This window comes from Shewanella sp. ECSMB14102 (assembly GCF_000813075.1).
GTDB lineage: Bacteria > Pseudomonadota > Gammaproteobacteria > Enterobacterales > Shewanellaceae > Shewanella > Shewanella indica.
Window position 1 is genome coordinate 50204 of the sequence record NZ_JWGX01000027.1, and the last position, 21795, is coordinate 71998.

Annotated in this window: 15 protein-coding genes; 8 read left to right on the plus strand and 7 right to left on the minus strand. The window is 53.3% G+C overall.

The window, feature by feature from the left end; translation table 11 throughout:
- The first annotated feature begins 114 nt into the window (after positions 1 to 114).
- A complete protein-coding gene (locus tag RC73_RS10230) occupies positions 115 to 1839 on the plus strand; it encodes a potassium/proton antiporter (RefSeq protein WP_039034540.1) in 1725 nt (574 codons plus the stop codon).
- Between the two features lie 57 nt (positions 1840 to 1896).
- Here the strand turns inward: RC73_RS10230 and lpxL are convergent, their stop codons facing one another.
- A complete protein-coding gene (gene lpxL, locus RC73_RS10235) occupies positions 1897 to 2820 on the minus strand; it encodes an LpxL/LpxP family Kdo(2)-lipid IV(A) lauroyl/palmitoleoyl acyltransferase (protein WP_039034541.1) in 924 nt (307 codons plus the stop codon).
- 106 nt (positions 2821 to 2926) lie between these two features.
- Here lpxL and hldE point away from each other — a divergent pair, with 106 nt between their 5' ends.
- From hldE to RC73_RS10250, 3 genes are all read left to right on the plus strand, one after another.
- Positions 2927 to 4357: a bifunctional D-glycero-beta-D-manno-heptose-7-phosphate kinase/D-glycero-beta-D-manno-heptose 1-phosphate adenylyltransferase HldE gene (hldE, locus tag RC73_RS10240; protein ID WP_039034542.1), complete on the plus strand. Its 1431-nt coding sequence runs from the start codon at positions 2927 to 2929 to the stop codon at positions 4355 to 4357.
- On the plus strand, positions 4357 to 5184 hold the full coding sequence (locus RC73_RS10245) for a hypothetical protein (protein WP_052248126.1): 828 nt from the start codon (positions 4357 to 4359) through the stop codon (positions 5182 to 5184). The genes hldE and RC73_RS10245 overlap by 1 nt, the downstream gene beginning before the upstream one ends.
- 156 nt (positions 5185 to 5340) lie before the next feature.
- Entirely contained in the window at positions 5341 to 5820 is a 480-nt protein-coding gene (locus RC73_RS10250) for a TetR family transcriptional regulator (protein ID WP_039034544.1), read from the plus strand.
- A gap of 187 nt (positions 5821 to 6007) precedes the next feature.
- On the opposite strand, the gene RC73_RS10255 is transcribed toward RC73_RS10250, so the two are convergent.
- The 6 genes from RC73_RS10255 to RC73_RS10280 form a co-directional block, all read right to left on the minus strand.
- Positions 6008 to 8227: a PAS domain-containing protein gene (locus RC73_RS10255; RefSeq protein WP_039034545.1), complete on the minus strand. Its 2220-nt coding sequence runs from the start codon at positions 8225 to 8227 to the stop codon at positions 6008 to 6010.
- A gap of 182 nt (positions 8228 to 8409) precedes the next feature.
- On the minus strand, positions 8410 to 9027 hold the full coding sequence (locus RC73_RS10260; RefSeq protein WP_039034546.1) for a TatD family nuclease-associated radical SAM protein: 618 nt from the start codon (positions 9025 to 9027) through the stop codon (positions 8410 to 8412).
- Positions 9028 to 9191: 164 nt separating this feature from the next.
- Positions 9192 to 12341: an efflux RND transporter permease subunit gene (locus RC73_RS10265; protein ID WP_039034547.1), complete on the minus strand. Its 3150-nt coding sequence runs from the start codon at positions 12339 to 12341 to the stop codon at positions 9192 to 9194.
- Entirely contained in the window at positions 12341 to 13555 is a 1215-nt protein-coding gene (locus RC73_RS10270; RefSeq protein WP_039034570.1) for an efflux RND transporter periplasmic adaptor subunit, read from the minus strand. Before RC73_RS10270 ends, RC73_RS10265 begins: the two co-directional genes overlap by 1 nt.
- A gap of 281 nt (positions 13556 to 13836) precedes the next feature.
- Positions 13837 to 15060 carry an ATP-dependent RNA helicase SrmB gene (srmB, locus tag RC73_RS10275; protein WP_039034571.1) on the minus strand — a complete coding sequence of 408 codons (1224 nt, stop codon included), beginning with the start codon at positions 15058 to 15060 and terminating at the stop codon, positions 13837 to 13839.
- 174 nt (positions 15061 to 15234) lie between these two features.
- Positions 15235 to 15966 (minus strand): tRNA1(Val) (adenine(37)-N6)-methyltransferase, encoded by a 732-nt coding sequence (locus RC73_RS10280; RefSeq protein ID WP_039034548.1) that lies wholly within the window; start codon positions 15964 to 15966, stop codon positions 15235 to 15237.
- A gap of 575 nt (positions 15967 to 16541) precedes the next feature.
- On the opposite strand from RC73_RS10280, the gene brnQ reads away from it, so the two are divergent.
- The 4 genes from brnQ to recJ all read left to right on the plus strand — a co-directional run bounded on the left by brnQ (position 16542) and on the right by recJ (position 21766).
- Positions 16542 to 17951 (plus strand): branched-chain amino acid transport system II carrier protein, encoded by a 1410-nt coding sequence (gene brnQ, locus RC73_RS10285; RefSeq protein WP_039034549.1) that lies wholly within the window; start codon positions 16542 to 16544, stop codon positions 17949 to 17951.
- A 143-nt stretch (positions 17952 to 18094) separates the two neighbouring features.
- A complete protein-coding gene (xerD, locus tag RC73_RS10290) occupies positions 18095 to 19039 on the plus strand; it encodes a site-specific tyrosine recombinase XerD (RefSeq protein WP_082014295.1) in 945 nt (314 codons plus the stop codon).
- A 187-nt stretch (positions 19040 to 19226) separates the two neighbouring features.
- Complete coding sequence (dsbC, locus tag RC73_RS10295) at positions 19227 to 19955, plus strand: bifunctional protein-disulfide isomerase/oxidoreductase DsbC (protein WP_039034550.1); 729 nt, start codon at positions 19227 to 19229, stop codon at positions 19953 to 19955.
- A gap of 86 nt (positions 19956 to 20041) precedes the next feature.
- Positions 20042 to 21766: a single-stranded-DNA-specific exonuclease RecJ gene (recJ, locus tag RC73_RS10300; protein WP_039034551.1), complete on the plus strand. Its 1725-nt coding sequence runs from the start codon at positions 20042 to 20044 to the stop codon at positions 21764 to 21766.
- Positions 21767 to 21795: the final 29 nt, after the last annotated feature.

Below are 21795 nucleotides of genomic sequence, written 5' to 3' on the forward strand. Positions count from 1 at the left end.
AAATAACCCTAATTAATGATATAATTCCGTTTGTAACCCACGTGTTTTCCGGAGTCTCATTAGAGTCAGGTTTCTCTTTTATTAGCTTCCCCGCATTTTCAACTGGAGGGTCATTTGAACGCAGATATCATCAACAGCTTTTTCCTTGTCGGGGCCTTGCTTGTCGCAGTCAGTGTATTGCTCAGCCCGGTGTCGTCGCGACTCGGTATTCCTATTTTGGTGGTATTTCTTGCGGTGGGTATCTTTGCCGGTGAAGATGGCCCAGGCGGCATAGTATTCAATGACTATTCAGTGGCTTATTTGGTCAGTAACCTGGCGCTGGCTGTTATTCTGCTCGATGGTGGCATGCGTACCCGGGTTGCCAGTTTCAGGGTGGCATTGTGGCCGGCCTTGTCCTTGGCCACTTTTGGGGTGGCGTTAACCACCACGCTGACAGGTTTATTGGCTGCCTGGCTGTTTGATCTCAGCTTACTTCAGGGCATGTTGGTGGGGGCCATTGTTGGTTCGACCGATGCCGCGGCGGTATTTAGCCTGCTCAAAGGCAAAAACGTGAACGAGCGTGTCGGTTCGACACTGGAAATAGAATCCGGTTGTAATGACCCCATGGCCGTGTTTTTGACCGTGACGCTGATTGCTATTCTCGGCAGCAGTGGCGATGAACTCTCGGGCAGCTATCTGGCTCTGAGCTTTATCAAACAGTTTGGCCTGGGCGGGATCCTCGGTGTCGGCGGCGGTTGGCTGCTCTGGCAGGTTATCAATCGCAATCAATTGCCCGAAGGACTCTACTCCATTTTGGTGCTGAGTGGCGCAATGATGATCTTCGCTATCTCCAATGCCCTGGGAGGCAGTGGTATTCTGTCTATTTACCTGGTGGGTCTGTTTCTCGGTAACAAGGCGACCCGTGGCAAACACTCGATTCTCAACGTCCTCGATGGTATGACCTGGCTCAGTCAGATAGGCATGTTCCTGGTACTGGGACTCTTGCTGACGCCATCGGATCTGAAAGATATCGCCTTACCGGGTTTGGCACTGGCCTTTGGGATGATCTTTCTGGCGCGGCCGATTGCGGTTTGGCTTAGTTTGCTACCGTTTCGCAGCTTCCATGACAGAGACAGATGGTTTATCTCCTGGGTTGGGCTGCGCGGCGCCGTACCCATTATTTTGGCGGTATTTCCCATGATGGCGGGGCTGCCACAGGCGCAGCTTTACTTCAACCTGGCCTTCTTCGTGGTGATGGTTTCCTTGCTGCTGCAGGGCAGTACCTTGTCCAAGGCGGCGCAGCTGGCCAAGGTGGAGTTGCCCCCCAAACCGGCACCCATATCCCGCGCAGGGGTGGAAATTTATCCCACCAGTGAATGGGAGATATTTGTCTATCGCCTCAGCGAAAACAAATGGTGTATCGGTGAACCTCTAAGGCGCCTTGCCATGCCGGCGGGAACCCGGATTGCCGCCGTATTTCGCAATAACGAACTGTTGCACCCTTCGGGGAGTACCAGGCTGATGGCCGATGACATTCTTTGTGTGCTGGGGCAAGAGGACGATTTGGAACCTTTGAGTCAGCTGTTCAGTGAGGCGCCAGAAAAACGCGAGGCGCCCCGCTTCTTTGGTGACTTCTTTATTTCAGTGGATGTGATGCTGGCCGATATGGCACCTATTTACGGCATGCAGCTGGAACCCGAATATGAGCAGATGCGGGTTGCCGACTTACTGCAGCAACAACTCGGCAGTCACCCTGTAGTGGGGGATCAATTCCTCTGGCAAGGGCTGGACTGGATAGTCGCCGAGGTGCAGGAAGGGACTGTCAGCCGGGTTGGTTTGAGATTGCCCTCTGAAGACTGAAAAAAGCGAAGAACGAAGAAATGCCGACCCTAAGTCGGCATTTTTACGGTTATTTTCTTAATAGAGCGAGGGCGTGCTCTCATTGGGGCGGGTCTTGAACCTGCGGTGCAGCCACATGTACTGCGCCGGGTTACGGCTGATCAGCTGCTCGACAATGACGTTGCCGCGTTTGGCGTCTTCCACCTCATTTTCGCCGGGAAAGTTATCCAGTGGCGCTTGGATCTCTATGTTGTAACCCGTATCGTCGGCGTTGCGCTCGACAAAGAAAGGCAGCACCTTGGCTTTACCCAGCTTGGCCAAGGTGGTACCGCCGGTAATGGTGGCGGCATCGGGAACGGCGAAGAAGGGGATAAAGACGGCACTGGAGCGGCCAAAGTCCTGATCTGCTGTATACCAGATGACATCAGGGTTACGCAGGCAACGCACCATCTGCCTAAGATCCCGCTTGGGAACCAGCGCCTTGTTTGAACGCAAACGCCCCTTTACCTGCAGGTATTCCATTACAGGATTGTTATGGGGGCGATACACACCAACCCCGGGCTGAAATTGGCCGAATATTCTTGCGCCCATTTCCAGCGGCAAGCAGTGAACCGCAAACAGAATAACCCCTTGACCGGCAGCCAGTGTCTGCTCTACATGCTCCTGGCCCTTTATCTGCATGTGCTTTTGCACCTTGTCGTTGTTCCACCACCAGGCGTTGATAGTGTCGAAAATGGCCTTGCCGGTTTCTTGAAAGTTACGCTTAAGCAGGTTTTCCCGCTCCGCGTTACTCATTTGTGGAAAACACAGCTCCAGGTTGCGTCTGGCGGTGTTGACCCGGCTTCCGGCCAGCTTCATTGCCACAAGGCCGAAGGTGCTGCCAAGCTTCATTTGCCATTTAAGTGGCAGCAGGAGAGTCAGCCTGGCCAGACCGACAGCAAGCCACAGCAACCAGAATTTAGGATGATACAAGTGAGTGGAAAATTGCGCTTTCTCTACCAAAACGATAAACCCGTTTACTGGAAAAATTACCGCATATTCTAACCCAATTTATTGTGAAAATTAGGTACAATTAGGGTTTATTTGGCCCTAAGAAGACAAGTTCGTTATGAAGGTAACTCTGCCCCCATTTGAAAAAGCCAAGGTTCTGGTCGTTGGTGATGTCATGCTCGATCGATACTGGGGTGGCTCAACCGGCCGCATTTCACCCGAGGCGCCTGTACCTGTGGTGCGAATCAATCAAATAGAGGATAGGCCCGGCGGAGCAGCCAACGTGGCACTAAATATCGCGGCGCTGGGTGGGTCGGTGCAACTGGCCGGTATTGTTGGTGCCGATGAGGCCGCAGCAGCCCTGCATATGGGCATCAGTGCTTTAGGTGTGGAGCCTAAGTGGTTGACGGTCGAAGATAAACCCACGATCACTAAGCTGCGCGTGCTGAGCTGTAATCAACAGCTTATCCGCTTGGATTTTGAAGAGACCTTTGCCCGGGAACAGAGCCAGGCGCTATTGGCGCAGAGTGAGGCTTTGTTGGATGATTGCAAGGTACTGGTATTGTCTGACTACGCCAAGGGGGCCATCTTTGAGCCTCAGGCCTTTATTGCCAAGGCGAGAGCAAAGGGGATCAGTGTCTTGGTGGATCCCAAGGGCAGTGATTTCGGTCGTTATGCCGGAGCCAGCCTGATCACCCCCAATATGAATGAGTTTGAGGCTGTCGTGGGCACTGTTAGTTCGGAGGCCGATTTGGTAGCCAAGGCGCAGGCCTTGATTAGTGAGCATCAACTGGGGGCGATTCTGGTTACTCGTTCGGAGAAGGGCATGACACTTATCACCAGTGAAGGAGATGAGTTGCATATCCCGACTATGGCCAGGGAAGTCTATGATGTGACAGGTGCCGGAGATACTGTGATATCGGCGCTTGCCACTGCTTTGGCGGCTGGCAGCGACCTGCCGCAAGCTTGCGCTATTGCTAATAGCGCCGCAGGTGTGGTGGTTGGTAAGCTGGGGACTTCCACTGTCAGTCGTATTGAACTCATTGAGGCTTTGGCTTTACATCAGGGGGAATCGGGCTTTGGGGTGGTCAGCGAAGATCAACTGCTGTACGCCATTCAGCAAGCCAAGCTCAGAGGCGAACGAGTGGTGATGACCAATGGTTGCTTTGACATACTCCATGCCGGGCACGTTAGTTATCTCAAAGAAGCCAGGGCTTTGGGCGATAGATTGATAGTGGCGGTTAATGACGACGCTTCGGTAAAACGTCTTAAGGGCGAAGGACGTCCGGTCAACAGCTTGGAGCGGCGGATGGCTGTTTTGGCAGGGTTAGCTTCCGTCGATTGGGTAGTGCCTTTCAGCGAAGATACGCCGCAGCGGGTGATTTCCAGATTGTTGCCGGATCTCCTGGTCAAGGGCGGAGACTATCGGGTGGAAGAGATAGCCGGCGGTGAAGAGGTGATCGCTGCCGGTGGCAGTGTCAAGGTGCTGGGATTCGAAGATGGTATCTCCACCACAGCTATCATTCAGAATATTATGACCAAATCCTGATGTTGATGGCGGCGTTGCTATCGGGAAGCTTGTTTTGGACCGATGTGGGTCCAAAACAAGCCTTGATATGTCCGCCATCTGAATTGCCACTGTGTCTGCAGCAACTCCCCGATAGGGTCAAGCGGCAATTGCCCCTGTCTCAACAAGCTTTCTTCGATGCTTTGGGGATGAGAGGCGCCATGTCTCTGCCCGTCGAAGATGACAAAATTGCCGGCATGGTTCTCTGGGCACCGCAATATATCCCTCAAAGTCAAACTGCTATCTGGAATGGTCAAAATCATGAACTGGTGTTGCGGCATCAGCCGCAATTAACTCTCTGGCATGAGTTGGGACATTTGGAAGTAAAGCGTCTGCAAGGAGATGTTTTGCCTGCCGAGTTGTCTGAACTGGACCATGAGTGGTTGGCTGATACTTATCTCGCTTGGCGTTGTGCTAAAGAATGGAACAGTCTGGAACTTGTGTGGCAACAATACCATCGTCGCAACCTGGCCGTCATTTCTGATATCGGCAATTTGTCACACTGGAGCCCATTGTATCTGATACAAGTGTTAAAAAAATATGATCAGCAAGAAATCGCAGGATTTGCTGATTTTGCAACATTTGTGCTCGATTTTTATCCGATCGTCAGTGGTTATTCTCAGGACGAAGTGGCGGAATTTTCCAGCTTACTGCAGTATCTTTTTTCTCGAAACCGTCGGCAAGTCCTTCCCAGCTATATGTTTTGGCGTCGTGAGCAGTTGGGTAGAGTGTTGCAACCCACCCTGGAACAGTTGCTGGGAACCGAAAGCGCCAATATTTTGTTGTTTAAAGAGGGTATGTTGCAATAATGTGAAAAGTAAGCATTTTTTTCAGTTTTCTTAGCTGAACATTTGCTGAACGAAAGTGAAAAACACTGTTAGCACCCCTATTTTTGGCAGTATTCTCTTTATCCCTTTGATAAGCTCGTTGGCAATAAAAACAAAAGGGATAAGAGGCAAACAAGAATGGCCAAGCGTTCAAAGGCTCAGACTGAGCTGACTATCAATCAGATTATGGACGAAGCTCTCAAACAGATCTTAACTATTGGCTTTGAGGCTATGTCTTATACAACACTTTCTGAAGCAACGGGGATTAGCCGCACGGGGATTAGTCATCATTTTCCGCGCAAAATTGATTTTTTAACAAGGTTAGATGTGCGTATTGGTCGACTGTTTCTGGCCGCTCTGGATTTTTCCAGTGTTGGAGCACTCGAGCATTCCTGGATGCAGGCGCTTAATCAAGCAGAGCATAGGGCGGTATTGAGGCTTTTCTTTAGTCTCTGTGGATACAATAATCCAGAGATCACTCTATTTCGTGCCGTGGCCATGGCCAGAGAAAACGCCCAAATAGAGCTGGGGGATAAGGGCGAGCAGATGATCAACGATCTCCTGGGGCGCAGTGCTGTTATGTTGTTGTCCGCTCCGGGTATCTCTTACGCCGCTTAAAATCCCGTTTAAGTGACGCCCATTCAAGCGATTCATAGAGATAATTGAGGCAGCAGGCTTAGGCTTGCTGTTTTATTTGGACGCTCTGTATATCAAGGCCAGCTGTCGCTTAAGCCGTACTCAGTAGTCGGCGCTGCGAAAAGCCGCGCCGCAGATAGCAACTTTTTAGTATCAAAGGCAACTTATATTAGAGCTGGCGGGTATAGGCCTGGCAGATATTCTGCTCACCCGTCTGCTTGGCTCGTTTTAGTGCTACTTCGGCATTGCCGAGGAATTGCTCCAGACTCTGGCCCGGCAGATAGGCGGCTATGCCTATACTGATCCCTTCGGCCAAGCCGTTTTCATTTAGGCTTGCCAGTGCCTTGACCGCATAGTGGTGTGCCTGGTTGGCATCGGTTTCCGGCAATATGATAATGAGTTTTCCCAACTGCCAGTGGGACATTTGATAGCTGTTGGGCAGATCCCTGAGTAGTTGCATCTCCACCTCATGTTGGCGGTTTTCCAACTGGCCAATATCACTCATATGGCTGAGCATGCCCTCTGGGCTGATGTCCATCAGAAGCAGACTGGCCTGCAGTTTTTCCTCTTCGGACATGGACTTGAAGTAGCGATCCAGATCTCTGAGATTCACCAGGATGGTGCTGCGGTGAGGCACCAGATCGCCACTGGCTTCAACTTTACTTCTTGGGGTTGCCTGCTCCAGGGTACATACCAGATACTCAATCTCGCCGTCTTGATCCAGATAGCCCTTGAGCGTGGCCTGCAGGCAACTGCCATGACGCTGGGTACAAAGGATCTGCCCCTGCCACTGGCCTTGCATACTTACCAATTGGCTTATTCTTTGCCACTGGTTACCAAGATCGTTTTCCAGTAGAGCCGCCAGACTATGGCTGATATCGCCATTGAGCTGCATCAGCTTATCGAAGGCGTCGTTGACCTTGAGCAACTGTCCTGATGGCGTGGTTAGGGCGGTGGCAACATTGCTGCCGGTCAACAGCTTACTGAGGAAGGCTTCCTGTTGGGCTTGTTTCAGTTCGCCGATATCCTCGAGGGTAATCAGTAGATAAGTCTGTCGGCTGGCATAGTAACGGCGGATATGCAGTCTGAGTTGGGCGTTATCCAGTGACTCGAGTTGCACCTCACCGCGCCACTCGCCGATATCTGCCAGTTGCTGCTTCATTGATAAGTAGAGCTCATCTTCCAACTGCAGGATCCGCTGCAAACTGCGATCCGGCAGCTCATCCTGTTCGAGTTGCAGAATACGGGCCGCGGTGGCGTTGGCGCTGACGATACGGCCACTGGGATTGACCAGTACACAACCCAGGTTGGAGCGGAACAGGCCACGGGCCAACTCAATGCTGTTTTGCCTGGCACGTTGTTCAAGGCGGAACATATGGGTCAGCAGAATAACCGCGGTCGCCAGAATGGTCAGTATGGCGGCACAGGCCAACAGCATATTGCGCCATTGGAAAAAGCGCGAAGCGATATCGTGATTGCGGATATAGGAAAGCAGCAGATATTCACGTTTGGCATCATTGGGCGAGGCCAACTGCAACTTGAGGTAGACGAAGGTGGCGTCTTCACCGTGGAATTGGCCAAAGTTGCTTGCGGCCATCTTGCTCCACAGTGCCGGGTAGCTCTGTCTTATGCTGCTGCCCATGGTTTCCGGTAACCTTGCCAAGGGCTCCAGATCCGATGCTCCTGCATAGAGCAGGCCTTGATTGTCAAACAGCAATAGCGGTGAGGCATTGCTGGAGAAAGCGGGTTTTATCGCCTGCAGCATTTGCAACATGGAGTTGTAGGTGACCAGATAACCGCGCACAGTCTGATCCTGAGTTTCCAATCGGGCTACTTGATAGATGTAAGGTTCGAGACGCCCGCCAATCGGGGCAAACTCCAATGCCGAGGTATAAATATCCTGGCTTCCGAGGTTATGCTTGTTACCCAAGAGTGCCGGCGGCATCGACATGCTGCCGAAGCTATTACTGGTAGCGATCCGAAACTTGCCGTCGGCATCAAACAGCGCCAGATCCAGCAGCTCGGGGGTGCTACGCTTCAGGCTGTCCCAGCTTGTTAACAGACGCTGATATTCCTTATGCCCCGGATTATCCAGGTACTGTCGCAGATACTCGGACTTGGCAAACATTTGGGTGCGAAACTGTTGGAAGGAGATTTTATCGGCCAGCAGGGCGCCGACGGTTTGCAGCTCGCTGTATCTTTGCACCGCCCACTCTTCCTGAAGACGTCGTTCGCCCAATGTGATTAACACATTGGTAATAAGTATCACAGTGATCACCAGCATGCTCAGCTGACTGGCAACGGCCAGCAAGCGCTGCTGGGACCAGTGAATACCCTGAGCCGAGATAAGCAAAGGCGTGTCTTTGAGTCCGGTATTCTTTTTGAACATGGAACTGTGCTGGCTCCGGAGTGAAAAATTGCGCTCATGTTAACACGAATTAATCCGGCGGGCATCGACGGTGACTGAGTGCTCACCGGGCGGTTAACAATGGGGCCAAGCAAGGCGCAAATCAGTTATGTGACGGCTTTGACCGGGGTTTATGGCATCATCGGCAGGGTTCGGCAGCTAAATTATCCCAGCTGCCCGAGGACCCTGTGCTTGAATTGACAACCGGCGTCTTCCACTATCTTGCGACAGGCGTCGATATCCACCCCTTCCAGGCCATCGAGTGCCGATACCTGTACCTGTTTAATGTAACGGGGCGCTTCGCGGATAAAGGCATTGACCGCATCCCAGGAGCCCGCCAGCCGTGGTCGACAGTGCTTGATGTAGCCCGCTTCAGTGTCGGCATTGAGTGAGACCGACAGGGCATCTACGCTCTCGGCCAGTTCCGGTAATATGTTGCGCCTGTGAAACAGGTTGCCGAGGCCATCGGTATTGACTCTAACCTTGCCGCCGCGGCGTTTGATTTCGCGGGCCACCTCCAGCAAGGTGTCGAGATTGAGCGTTGGCTCACCGTAGCCGCAGAACACATATTCATCAAAACGGGTTACCTCGCCCAGCAGCGGAATGATATCGCTGCCGCGGGGACGAACCTTGAGATCCAGTTGATACTCATGAATACTCTTGCTGCCGTTGTGCTTGGGGCAGAAGCGACATCTCAAGGTGCAGCGGCCGGTAATATTCAGATAGCGGCTGTTGCGGATGTCATAGACGAGTGTGGGTTGCTTTGCGGCTGTGCTGCTCATAACGACTCAATAGGGCATGCAGGATATATCTTCGAGTCTAACCAAGAATCCATGTTGAAAATGCTAGCAGGATCAGAAAACACCCACTTGGTACGGGGCGCGATAGAGTTGAGTTTGTTGCTGGCCGATAAAAAGGGAGCCTTTCGGCTCCCTCCATAACCCAATCAATGTTGAGGATCATTCATCTGGGCCTCTGCCTCTTTCGGGCGCCACCACCACTGGTACAGGGCTCGGCTCTTGTGGGTCAGATCATCGAGAATGATATAGAGCATGGGCACCAGGATCAGGGTCACCAAGGTGGAGAACAGAATACCGAACGCCAGAGAGGTGGCCATGGGGATCACTATCTGTGCTTGCAGGCTGCGCTCCATGATGATGGGCACCAGGCCGACAAAAGTGGTCAGCGAGGTGAGGATAATCGCCCGGAAACGATAACAACCCGAATCTATGGCCGCCTTGACCACAGATTGGCCCTGCTCTCGGGCGCGGTTGACGAAGTCCACCAAAATCAATGAATCATTCACCACTACCCCAGCCAGAGCAACTATGCCGCAGAGACTGAGAATGCTCATGGATAGCCCCAGAATAAAGTGACCAAACAGCGCACCTATCATACCGAAGGGGATCACCGACATGATGATCAACGGCTGGCTGTAGGACTTGAGCGGAATGGCCATCAAGGCATAGATGGTAAATATCGCGAAGAAGAAACCTTGCAGTAAGCCGACCATGGCGGCCTGTTCATCCTGGCTGGCACCGTCGAGGCTGGCGGAAATATGGGGATATTTGCGCTCGAGTTCGGGCATAAACTTCTCCTGGATCTCCTGCACCACCTTGGAGGGCTCCACTTTATCCTTGTTGGCGTTGGCGGTTACGGTAATCGCCCTGCGACCATCCACCCGGGTTATGGAAGAGTAAGATTCCCCCAGCTCCAGTTCGGCCACGGTAGAGAAGGGCACCGCCATGCCGTTTGGCGTGCGGATCATCATGTTCTCCAGGTGGCCTATGGTGCGGCGCTGCTCCAGCGGATAACGCACCATCACCTTGACCTCTTCCTTGTTGCGCAAAATTCGTTGCGCCTCATAGCCATAGAAGCCATAACGCACCTGGCGCGCCAGATCCGATAACGTCAGCCCCAACGCCTCGGCCTCGGGACGAATCTTGAGGCGAATTTCATGGCTGCCGGAGGAGAAGTTATCGGCAATATCATAAACGCCTTCATAGCTGGCAAGCTGCTGTTTCAGTTCTTTGGCGGCCGCAGATAATTGTTCCAGATCGGTGGAGGTAAAGCGGAAAGAGATATCGCCGCCGGCATCATTGGTGCTGGCATTGATATTGAGTTTCTTCACTGCCACCAAGTCCGGCAGCTGTTTGCGCCAGGCCTCGGCTATGGTCACGCCGTCTACGTCCCTGTCTTCACCCTTGGTCAGCTCGGCAAAGATAAATGCCGAGGTGCGGCTGCTCATATTGATAAAGCTGTGCTTCACCACAGGGTAGCCGATTTCGGACTCCATCTGCTGGTTCATGGCATAGAGGGCATTTTCAATTTTCTGCACTGCATCCAGGGTGTTGAGCTCTGAGCTGCCTTCATCCATTTCCAGATTGACTTGGATAAAGTCGGATGGAATATCCGGGAAGAGCACCCAGCGCACCTTGCCACTGGTGACCATGGCGACCGACAGAATAAGCACGCCGATAAAACCCGCCACCAGGGTATATCTGTGGGGGATCATCCGCTCCATAAAGTTGCGGTAACTGTGGTGGATAAAATGCTGCACTTTGTCGTTGAAGGCGCGCTTGAAGCGACCAAATGGCCCTGGGTTGGGATTGGGTTTGCTGGGCTTCATGTGCGCCAGGTGCGCCGGCAGAATGAACTTGGACTCCACCAGCGAGAAGGCCAGGCAGAGGATTACTACTATGCCGATGGATTTCCAGATGATCCCCATGGGACCTGGCACCATCAACATGGGGATAAAGGCGGCAATTGTGGTCAACACCCCGAAAGTGGCGGGCATGGCGACCTTCTTGGCACCGCGGATCACATTGTTGACCGAGTGGCCGTGGCGCTCAACCTCTGTATGGGTACTCTCGCCTATGACTATCGCATCATCCACCACTATCCCCAGCACCAAAATAAAGGCGAACAGAGTCAACATGTTGATAGACATGCCTATAGGTTCCATGGGCATCAGCGCCATAGCGCCGAGGAAACACACAGGCAGCCCCAGCATGACCCAGAAGGCCAGTTTCAGATCCAGAAACAGCGCCAGGATAATGAACACCAGTAAGGCACCCATCAACATGTTGGACAGCATCATGTTGAGGCGGCCCTTGAGATAGTGGGTCAGGTCGCCCCAGTAGTCCAGCTTGGCGCCGCTGGGCAGAGTGGCTTGACGCTCGGCAATAAAACCTTTGACCTGATCGGCAATCGTCAGAGCGTTTTGATCGTCGATGCTGGTGATCTCTATGATGGCCGCCGGCATGCCATCGAAGCGGGTGTACTCGAGCCGCTCCTCAAAGTCATCCTTGATCTCGGCCACCATGGGCAGCATCACCCGGCTGCCATCGGCGCGAGTGCTGACCACTATGTTGGCAAAGTCATCTCCCGTGTAGGCCTGGCCCTTGGTACGCAGCAGTATGTCACCGTCCTGAGCCCGAATTGAGCCACCGGGCAGATCTATCGAGGTGTTTTGCACTGCCTGCGCTACCTGAGTGAAGGTGAGGCCGTACTCTCTGAGCTTATCTTCCGAGACTTCGATACCGATTTCATAGTCGCGTACCCCGGTCACTTCGGCACGGGTCACCGCCGGCAGGTTGGTGATCTCATCGCGGATCTCCTTGGCCAGCTCTTTCATGTCGTGCAGTGTCATGTCGCCATAGACAGACACCCAAATTACGTTGTTTTCCGGCTTGATCCGGTAGATATCAGGCTTTTCGATATTGGCCGGGAAGGTGGCGATGGCATCGACCCTGAGTTTGGCCTCATCCAGCACCTCTTTGGCATCATAGCCGTCTTCCACCTCTATGGTGACTGAGCCCACCCCTTCACTGGCTACTGAGGTAACCTTCTTGATGCCGCTGATGTCCTGAATCGCCTCTTCAATTTTGATGGTGATCCCTTCTTCAATCTCTTGCGGCGCGGCGCCGGGGTAGGCGACCGAGATCCGCAAATAGTTGAGTTCGAAGCTGGGAAACACCTCTTTATTGATCAGAAAGGCGCTGAAGATCCCGCCGATAAGCAAAACCCACATCAAGAGGTTGGCGGCGACATTGTTGCGGGTAAACCAGGCAATGATTCCTTTTTCCTGCTCCATCAGAGTTCACCCGCCGCAGCCAGGCGCTGCTCCTGAGTATCATTATCTTCACTGTGGGAAGCGTCTTTATCTTTGCTGTTGGCAACCCGCACCAACTGACCATTGGTCATATTGTTAAGGTTGGTCTTGGAGATTCGCTCGCCATCCTTGAGGCTGTCCTTGATGTAGACATACTCAAGATCTGTGCGTACCACGTTGACGTGACGCATCTCTATCTTGTTGTCCTTGTCTACCACGGCCACATGCTGATTACGCACCATATACCTTGGCAGTTTCACCAGGCCATCGACGGTGCGGCCCTTGATCACGGCATTGACAAAGCTGCCGAATTTCAGTGGCAGTTGGCCGCTCTGTTTCTGCTTTCTCAGATAAGGATCCTGCACTTCGGCCACCAGATAGACCATGCGGTTATCCGGATCTATCACCCCTTCACTGCGTACTACCTTACCGGTCCAGGTCACGGTTTTACCCGCTAAGGCGGCGCTCAGGGTCACTTGAGTATCAGGGTTATCCACCGACTCCAGATAGGCCAGGTCTTTGTTGGCCAGCGGTAGGCGCACTTCGGCCACGGCTGTGTCGTAAAGCTCTCCCAGGTTGGTGCCGATGGAAACGTATTGCCCCAAATCGACACTGCGGGCACGCACTATGGCATCGAAAGGGGCCCGGATAACTGTGCGTTCCAGGTTGCGTTTGGCTCTGGCGAGTGCCGCTTCGGCATACTTGACGTTGGCTTGCTCTTTCTTTAACTGAGGAACCCGCAAGCCAAGCTCGGGTGGCATGCCGTTGTCATAACCGCTGAATTCTATCTTGGCGACTTCGCCACGGGCGATTTCTTCATCCAATGCTGCCTTGGCCTGGGCCAGAGTCGCCTGGGCCTGCATCAGGTCGGCCTCATAGTCAGAAGGTTCTATCACCGCCAGTTCATCGCCTTGATGCACCACGCCACCGGCCACAAAGGCCGGGGCTATGCTGAGGATTCGGCCCTGAACTTCACTGACCAACTGAGTCTTGTACTTGGGAGTCACAGTGCCGTAAGAGGGCAGATTGAGTGACATTGTCTGTTGTTCGACCTGAGTCACGTCGACCACAGGCAGCGGGATCTCCTCCGCTTTTTGCTCCGGCTCTTGCTTGGTCATCATCAGGAGTTCGGCACCAATTACGGCGACCACTATGATGATCAGTGGTGCTATTCTTCGGAAAAATGTCTTCATAATCTTCTGCATATCCATGCTTGCGGCTTGATCTGAGCCTAAATTACCAGACAAGCAACGGCCAATAAATGTGTTTTTGTAAATAAAATGTGTCAAAAGCTGTTAGTGGTGAGAAGGCTGTGAGGCAGGTAACAAAAAAGGACCCAAAGGTCCTTTTTTGCGATAGCTTAAGCCGCAGCTTATGGCGTTCTTGCAAAAGACTTAGTCCATTTACTGCGAACCATGTCTTGTACTCAGGTCAGTAAGCCTGAGTAGAGCACGCATCGGACTTGTTCGCCCCTTGCTTATTTCTTCTTCTTTTTCTTGCCGTTCTTGGTGCTGGCATCCTTGGTTTTGACCTTTTTCTTGGTCGGCACCTTGGCTTCTTTGTGCTTGGGACGCAGCTCTTCAATGATCCGCCGTTTCAGCTTTTGCTCAATATAGCGCTCAATCTTGTTGAGGATCCGCATATCATGGGCTTCCACCAGAGAGATGGCTGTGCCCTTGGCACCGGCGCGGCCGGTACGGCCAATTCTGTGCACATAGGCGTCGGCAGAGCGGGGCATATCATAGTTGATCACATGGGTGATGCCTTCGATATCTATGCCTCGGGCAGCGACGTCGGTAGCCAACAGTACCTTGACTTCCCCCTTGGTGAAACGCCCCAGCGCCTGGAAACGTTTCTTTTGCTCCATATCGCCGCGCATAAAGGCGGCGGGGATCCCGGCCTGCAGCAACAAGCCTTCCAGGCTGCTGACCACTTCGCGGGTCTTGCAAAAGACGATGGCGCGTTTGGTTTCTTCCTGATTGAGCAGGTGGCACAAGAGAGCAAACTTGTGCTCTCTATTATCGGCCAGGTGGATCCATTGATGGATCTTGGCCTTTTCGCTGCGTGGTGGTTCGGCTTCTACTAACACAGGATCATTGAGCAGCTCGCCGGCAAAACGGCGCACGCCGCTACCTTCCAGCGTGGCGGAGAACAGCATGTTCTGCTTACGTCCCTGTGCTTCTATGGCTATGGTCTGCACCACCTGAGAGAAGCCCATATCCAGCATGCGGTCGGCTTCATCTATGATAAGCAGTTCCACTTCGGTGGCTTCAAACTTACGCTTCTCCAAGTATTCGAGCAGGCGACCCGGAGTCGCCACCAGAATATCCAGGTTACCGGCCAGGGCTTCTTCCTGGGGGGCGTATGGAACGCCGCCTGTGATGATGCCTATGTCCAGCCCAAGTCCGGTCGCCAGATGGCAGGCGTACCTGTGTACCTGACTAGCCAGCTCGCGGGTCGGGGTCAACACCAGTACTCTGGCCTGGCCGGGACGACGACGGGGGAAGTCAATCAGGTGTTGCAGTGCCGGCAGTAGGAAACTGGCGGTCTTACCTGTGCCGGTCGGGGCGTGGGCAAGAATATCCCGCTGCTCCAGCGCCAAAGGCAGAGCCAATTGTTGAATACTGGTCGGTGTCTTGTGGCCCATAGCTTTCAGCGAATCTAAAAGCCTATGGTCCAGATCAAAATCTTCAAATAGCATGGGAAGCATCTCAAACAATAATGCGCGGGAGTATACCTTGTCTGGGTTGCCGTGCACAGCTTGGAGCTTGGGAAGCTGTGAATAAATCCCATCTGTGGTCTGTGGCGGCTTAACGGCTTGGATCCCGGGTTTGGTTGGCAACGAATGCCCAAGTCCTTTACTGTAAGCAATGGTTTAAAGTTTCAGGTAAAAATCCCGGGTCAGTTGTATCATGGCCTCTGAATAACGGCCGTCAGCTTCTCTTATATAAAGGGAAGAATGGGCTTTTGGCTCGGTAACCGCTTCGCCTTCCTTGACATGCTCAAGCAGTAACAACTGTCGGTTACAGGGCTTTTGAGGCGTGCTGCTGACACTGACCCGTGCGGCCAGTCGCAAACCTTGCTCAATTGCGGCGCGCTCAAATCTCTCTAGGCTCTGGATTGGCAGAATAAGACTCGCCTGCCCCTGTGGTTTTAACAACTGCTTTATCGCCAGACACAGCTCGTCAAAGTTCAGCTGTTCCGTATGTCTCGCTGTGGCCCGTTTGGGGTCATTGGAGCGCGGGCCGGTTTCGAAATAGGGCGGGTTACAGAGAATATGGTCGAACAGCGCTGAGTCTGCTAAGGCAAGTTCATCGCAATAGGCCTGAATCGAGCCTTGAAACAGAGCGAGTCTGCTCGACCAGGGTGAAGCCTTGAAGTTGGCATTGCTGGCATGGGCTGCGCTGTGGTCGATCTCAACCGCCAGTATTTCGGCCTCACTGCGCTGCGCCGCCATTAGACTCAGCAAGCCGCTGCCGGCCCCTATATCCAATACTCGTTTGGCCCCGGTTAAGGGCGCCCAGGCGCCCAAGAGCACCCCATCGGTGCTGACCGGCATACCGCAGCCGTGATCTTCGATATGAAATGCCTTGAAACTGAATGCCATTAACTGCCCAACCTCTCAAGCAAAATGCTTGGCGGTGATTTTATCCCGAAAGAGTCATCATTCGCCAAGGCTTTGCCATAGCTTTGTTTCGCTGGAGTTCATACTTTGGCAGGGGATGCTGCTCACTTTAGGTTAGTGATGTCGGGCGAGTGTTAAAGGTCGTACCAGCAGGGAAGTTGGGCCGCCAGTAAATGTTTGCAAAATGCTATGTCTGTTGCCTCGTTTGGGGCTGGGTGTGACCTTGAACAACTTTTTTTCATCCTGAGATTTGCATCTGTTGTGTTTTTGGTCGGCTGTTGGGGCGTGTTATTGCGTACTTTGGTTGGGTCTGGTATTAGTGTTTCCCCTTAATTCGCAGCATTCTGCGAATTAGATCAAGGTAAAACAGTTTTAGGATAAGCAAAGCAGCGAAAACCCCTGCCATTTGTTCATAAACTCGCCAAGAATGGGCCGAATTTACCACGGATACCTGTAATAAAGGCTTTACACTCGAATAGGGCGAGCGCGGCGGCTGTTATTTCAGCTATAGCTAAAAATGTCGCAATCACTTAAGTTTATTAAAAAAACATAACAAGATGGGGCATACAGTGCACAAGACTCAATTGACACTTGGTGACACCCTGGGCCTGGGATTCATGACCTTTGCGTTTTTCCTGGGGGCGGGCAACCTGATTTTTCCTCCTTTTGCCGGACAACTGGCCGGCGACAATATGCCACTGGCCATGATTGGCTTTTTGATTACCGCCGTGGGGTTACCGCTGGCCGGCTTGATAGCTGTCGCCAAGGCGCAGGGCAAAGTGATGAAGCTGTTGCCGGCCTTTGCCGCGACAGCTCTGGCGGTGGCAATTTATATCATTATTGGCCCAGCCTTCGCGGCGCCTCGTACCGGCCTGGTGGCCTATGAGATTGGTGCGCTGCCTTTCATTCAAGACCCAGCATCGGTAGTCAATATCCTTGGACTTGAACTGAATAAGCCGCAACTATTTTATACCCTGGGATTTTTTATTGTGACTATGCTGCTGGCACTGTTTCCAGGCAAGCTGATGGATAGCATAGGCAAGGTGTTGACTCCTGTGCTGATTCTGCTGCTGGTAGGACTGGCGGTCTCGGTGATCTTGCTGCCCGGCAGTGAGGTACCGGCCGCCAGCGGCGACTATATCAAGCATCCGCTGACCAAAGGCATTATCGAAGGTTATAACACCATGGACACCCTGGCGTCCTTGATGTTCGGTATGCTGATTATCGATATTTTGCGTAACAAAGGGGTGTCTGAGCCAGGCTTACAGACCCGCTATCTGGTGCGTGCCGCCTTGGTGGCCGCTGCCGGGCTGGCATTTGTGTATGTGTCACTGTTTTTCCTTGGGGCAACTGCCGGCGATATGGCCAAGGGCGCAGAGAGCGGTGGTCAGATCCTCACCAATTATGTGACTCATGAGTTCGGTGATATGGGGATTATCCTGCTGTCCACAGTGGTGACTCTTGCCTGTTTGACCACGGCCGTAGGCTTGGTGAGTGCCTGCTCTGACTTTTTTCAGGAGTTGATCCCGGGTGCCACTTATCGCTTTCTGGTGGTGCTGTTCAGCGTGATCTGTGCCGTGGTAGCCAACGTAGGTCTAACCCAACTGCTGGCTATCAGTATCCCCGTGCTGATGACCATCTACCCAGTGGCTATTGCTTTGGTGTTGGTGACCTTCCTGACACCGTATTTCCGCAATCCGAAATTTGCCCACAGATTGGCGCTGTCGGTGGCCTTGTTCTTCGGGATTTTTGATGCGCTTAAGGTGACTGTGGCTTCACTCAAGCCGTTGACTGAAGTTGCCGAACCCAATGCTTTGCTGTTGGCATTTGTTTCAGGGGTGGAAAGCCTGGCCCCTGTGATGTCTACCTTGCCGCTTTACGAAGAGGGCATGGCCTGGCTACCGCCAACTCTGACAGTGATGATTATCTGTCTGTTTGTCAGCCCTAAGGCCGCGCAAACGACCTGAGGAAGGTATTCACTCACAAGTTGCATCTATGCTCTGCATTAGCTTACCGGGCTGATGTAAGGCATAGTTCGCAGCAACTAACCTTAAGTCCTTTGCAAGAGCTCTGAGTGGCTGGAGTCTATTTCGAGACGGCGTTATCCTTGATGACGCCGTTTTTTATTGGAGTATTGTTTGTGGCCGCGACTTCTTCATCCGCTTATGTCCTGGATCCCTTGATTGAAGGTTTTCTCGATGATTTATGGTCCAGTAAGGGGTTGAGCGACAACACACTGGCTGCCTATCGCAATGACCTGCGCCATTTTGATCAGTACCTGCAGGGAAGAGGGCTGACGCTCAGCACTGCCGGGCGCGAAGTGGTGCAGGATTATCTCGGTTTTCGATTCGATAAAGGGGGAGCCGAGAGCAGCAGCGCCAGGTTGAAGAGCAGCTTGCGGCGCTTTTATGGTTTTTTGCTGCGTCGGCAACTGATAACGGAAGATCCTATGGCGCGTATCGCCTCCACCAAGCTCAAGCGCAAACTGCCCGGCAGTCTCAGCGAGGCCGAGGTGGATGCCCTGCTGGCTGAGCCCATACGGGAAGATCCGGTCGAAGCCAGAGACAAGGCGATGCTGGAGCTGTTATACGCCACCGGGCTCAGGGTCAGTGAACTGGTGGGGTTGACGCTGGAGCAGGTGAGTCTGCGTCAGGGGCTGGTACGGATCATGGGGAAAGGCGGCAAGGAGCGTCTGGTGCCCATGGGCGAGGTGGCCGTCAGCGAAATAGAGTCCTTCCTCAAGTTGGCGCGCGCCGAGCTGCTCGGCGGTAAACAGAGTGATGTGGTGTTTCCCTCCAAACGCGCCCAGATGATGACCCGCCAGACTTTCTGGCACAGGATCAAGCTCTATGCATTGCGGGCTGGTATCAGTACTGAGTTGTCGCCCCATACCCTGAGGCATGCCTTTGCCACCCATTTGCTTAACCATGGCGCCGACTTGCGGGTAGTGCAGTTGCTGCTGGGGCACAGCTCGCTGTCTACCACCCAAATCTATACCCATGTGGCCAATGCCAGGTTGCAGTCGCTACATCAACAGCATCATCCAAGAGGTTGAATAGGTTATCCCTTGTAAACCATTTGGCTTTAACGCTAATGGCCGAGAGGGGTTTGATGAGAGCAAGCTCTTGTATAAGATGGTATTAGTTGCTTTAACTGACAACAGCCTGTAACTTTTCAGCCTCTGGCCCGGTCTGATGAAAGACGATAAAACCCAATCAGGCCCAAATAAGATAGGATTTCCAATGAAGTTAACCCGTGCATTTTCCCTGTGTCTGGCGCTGGCGGTTACACCCTTTGTCGGTGCCGCCTCAGCGGCTTCCGAGCCGGGTGATCAACTGAAGCAAAAGCTCAGTGACACCTTGGGTATTGAAGTGATCTCTATGGCAGATTCACCTATCCCAGGCTTGTATCAGGCAATCACCAACCGTGGCGTACTCTATATCAGCAAAGATGGTTCCAAGCTGCTGCATGGCAATGTTTATGATCTGAACCAAGGGATGAAAAACCTCACCGAGGCGGCGCTTGCAGGCCCAAGACTCGAGATGCTCAAGCCATTTGAAGACAAGATGCTGGTCTACAAGGCCAAGAACGAAAAGCATGTGGTGACTGTCTTTACCGATATCACCTGTGGTTATTGCCGTAAGCTGCATAACCAGATGCAGGAATACAACGATTTGGGGATAACAGTGCGCTATCTGGCCTATCCCCGTCAGGGCGTGCCTTCACCCAACGCCGAGGAGATGGAAGCGGTTTGGTGTGCCAAGGACCCTCACAAGGCCATGGATGACGCCAAGGCCGGCAAGAGTATCAAAATGGCCAAGTGCGATGCCAATATTCCTGGGCAGTATCAACTGGGGATGAGTTTCGGCATCAATGGTACTCCGGCGGTTATCCTCGAAGATGGCAGCCTGATCCCGGGTTATCAGCCACCGAAAGAGTTGTTGTATAATCTTGAGCGTGCTCAGCAGTAATCGAAAAATCCCATTCAAAAAGGCGAGCAACCCACTCGCCTTTTTGTTATCTTGCCCGGCAAAGCCATTTTCAAGAATAACCCACAGTGATCCACAAAATCGTCCGTCGTCCCAGGGTGGACGACAGCCATTTACCCGCTAATCTGCACCCGCTTTTAAAACAGATTTACGCCAGTCGCGGCGTTCAGGCTCCCGAGTGCGAACTGGTGCTCAAGCGTCTGCTCAGGCCGGATACCATGCTGGGCTTGCAGCAAGGGGCCGAGCTGGTGGCCGATGCCATCGCCGCCAACCGCCGTATTCTGATCATGGGTGATTTCGATGCCGATGGCGCCACCTCCACCAGTGTGTGTCTGTTGGCGCTCAGAATGATGGGAATGGAAAACTGTGATTATCTGATCCCCAATCGTTTCGATTATGGTTATGGCCTCAGCCCTGAAATAGTGGCGGTGGCGCACGGTAAGGGCGCCGAGTTGCTGATCACTGTCGATAACGGTATTTCCTCCATCGAAGGCGTCAGGGCCGCCAAGGCGCTGGGGATGACGGTTGTCATCACAGATCACCATTTGCCGGGCAATGAATTACCCGAGGCCGATGCCATTATTAACCCCAACCAACCCGGTTGCAGCTTCGCTTCCAAGTCGATTGCCGGGGTCGGGGTGGCTTTCTATCTGATGTTGGCACTGCGGGCCGAGCTGAGAAAACGTCACTGGTTTGTTAATCATGCCTTGGCCGAGCCCAACTTGAGCGTATTGCTGGACTTGGTGGCCTTGGGCACTGTGGCCGATGTGGTGTCGCTCGATGCCAACAACCGTATTCTGGTGGACGCGGGTATCAAACGGGTGCGAAACGGCGCCTGTCGCCCGGGGATCACCGCCTTGCTGGAGGTGGCCCGCCGCAATCCGGCGCGTTTGGTGGCCGCCGATTTCGGCTTTGCGGTTGGCCCCAGACTCAATGCCGCCGGAAGGCTGGATGAAATGGCGCTCGGGGTTGAAACTCTCTTGTGCGATGACATGCTCAAGGCGAGAAGAATGGCGGCCGAGCTTGATGGCCTCAACGCCGAGCGCCGCGAGCTGGAAACCGGCATGCAGCAAGAAGCGATGAAGAGCCTGGAGGCGCTGCAGCTCAAAGAGAGTGAACAGCCCTGGGGCATCGCCCTTTATCAGCCGGACTGGCATCAGGGGGTGATAGGCATTCTGGCTTCCCGGATTAAAGACAGGTTCCACCGCCCGGTAATCGCCTTTGCCGAAGCCAGCGACACTGAAATCAAGGGCTCGGCTCGTTCCATCAAGGGGCTGCATATGCGCGATCTGCTGGAGCTTATCAATGCCCGTCATCCCGGGATGATCCTCAAGTTCGGTGGTCATGCCATGGCCGCCGGGCTGTCGTTGCGTAAGGATGCCTTCGAGCAGTTTGCCGCGGCCTTTGACACCTGTGTCCGTGAGCTGCTGACCCTGGAAGATCTCAATGGCGAGCTGTTCTCCGACGGTGAATTGCCGCTTGAATGTTTTACCTTGGATACGGCGCAGCTGCTCAGAGATGCCGGTCCCTGGGGCCAGGCCTTCCCCGAGCCGCTATTTGATGGCCATTTCAGAATTCTGCAGCAAAGACTGGTGGCAGAGAAACATCTTAAACTGGTGCTGGAGACTGAGTGCGGCCGGATCATGGCCGATGCAATCGCCTTCAATGTGGATCTCAACACCTGGCCCGATGCCAGCATCAATCATGTGCGCCTGCTGTATAAGCTGGATGTGAACGAGTTTCGCGGCAACAGTAACCTGCAGTTGCTGGTTGAGCAGCTGGAGCCCCTGTAAAACAAGCAGTAAAACAGGCAGTAAAACCA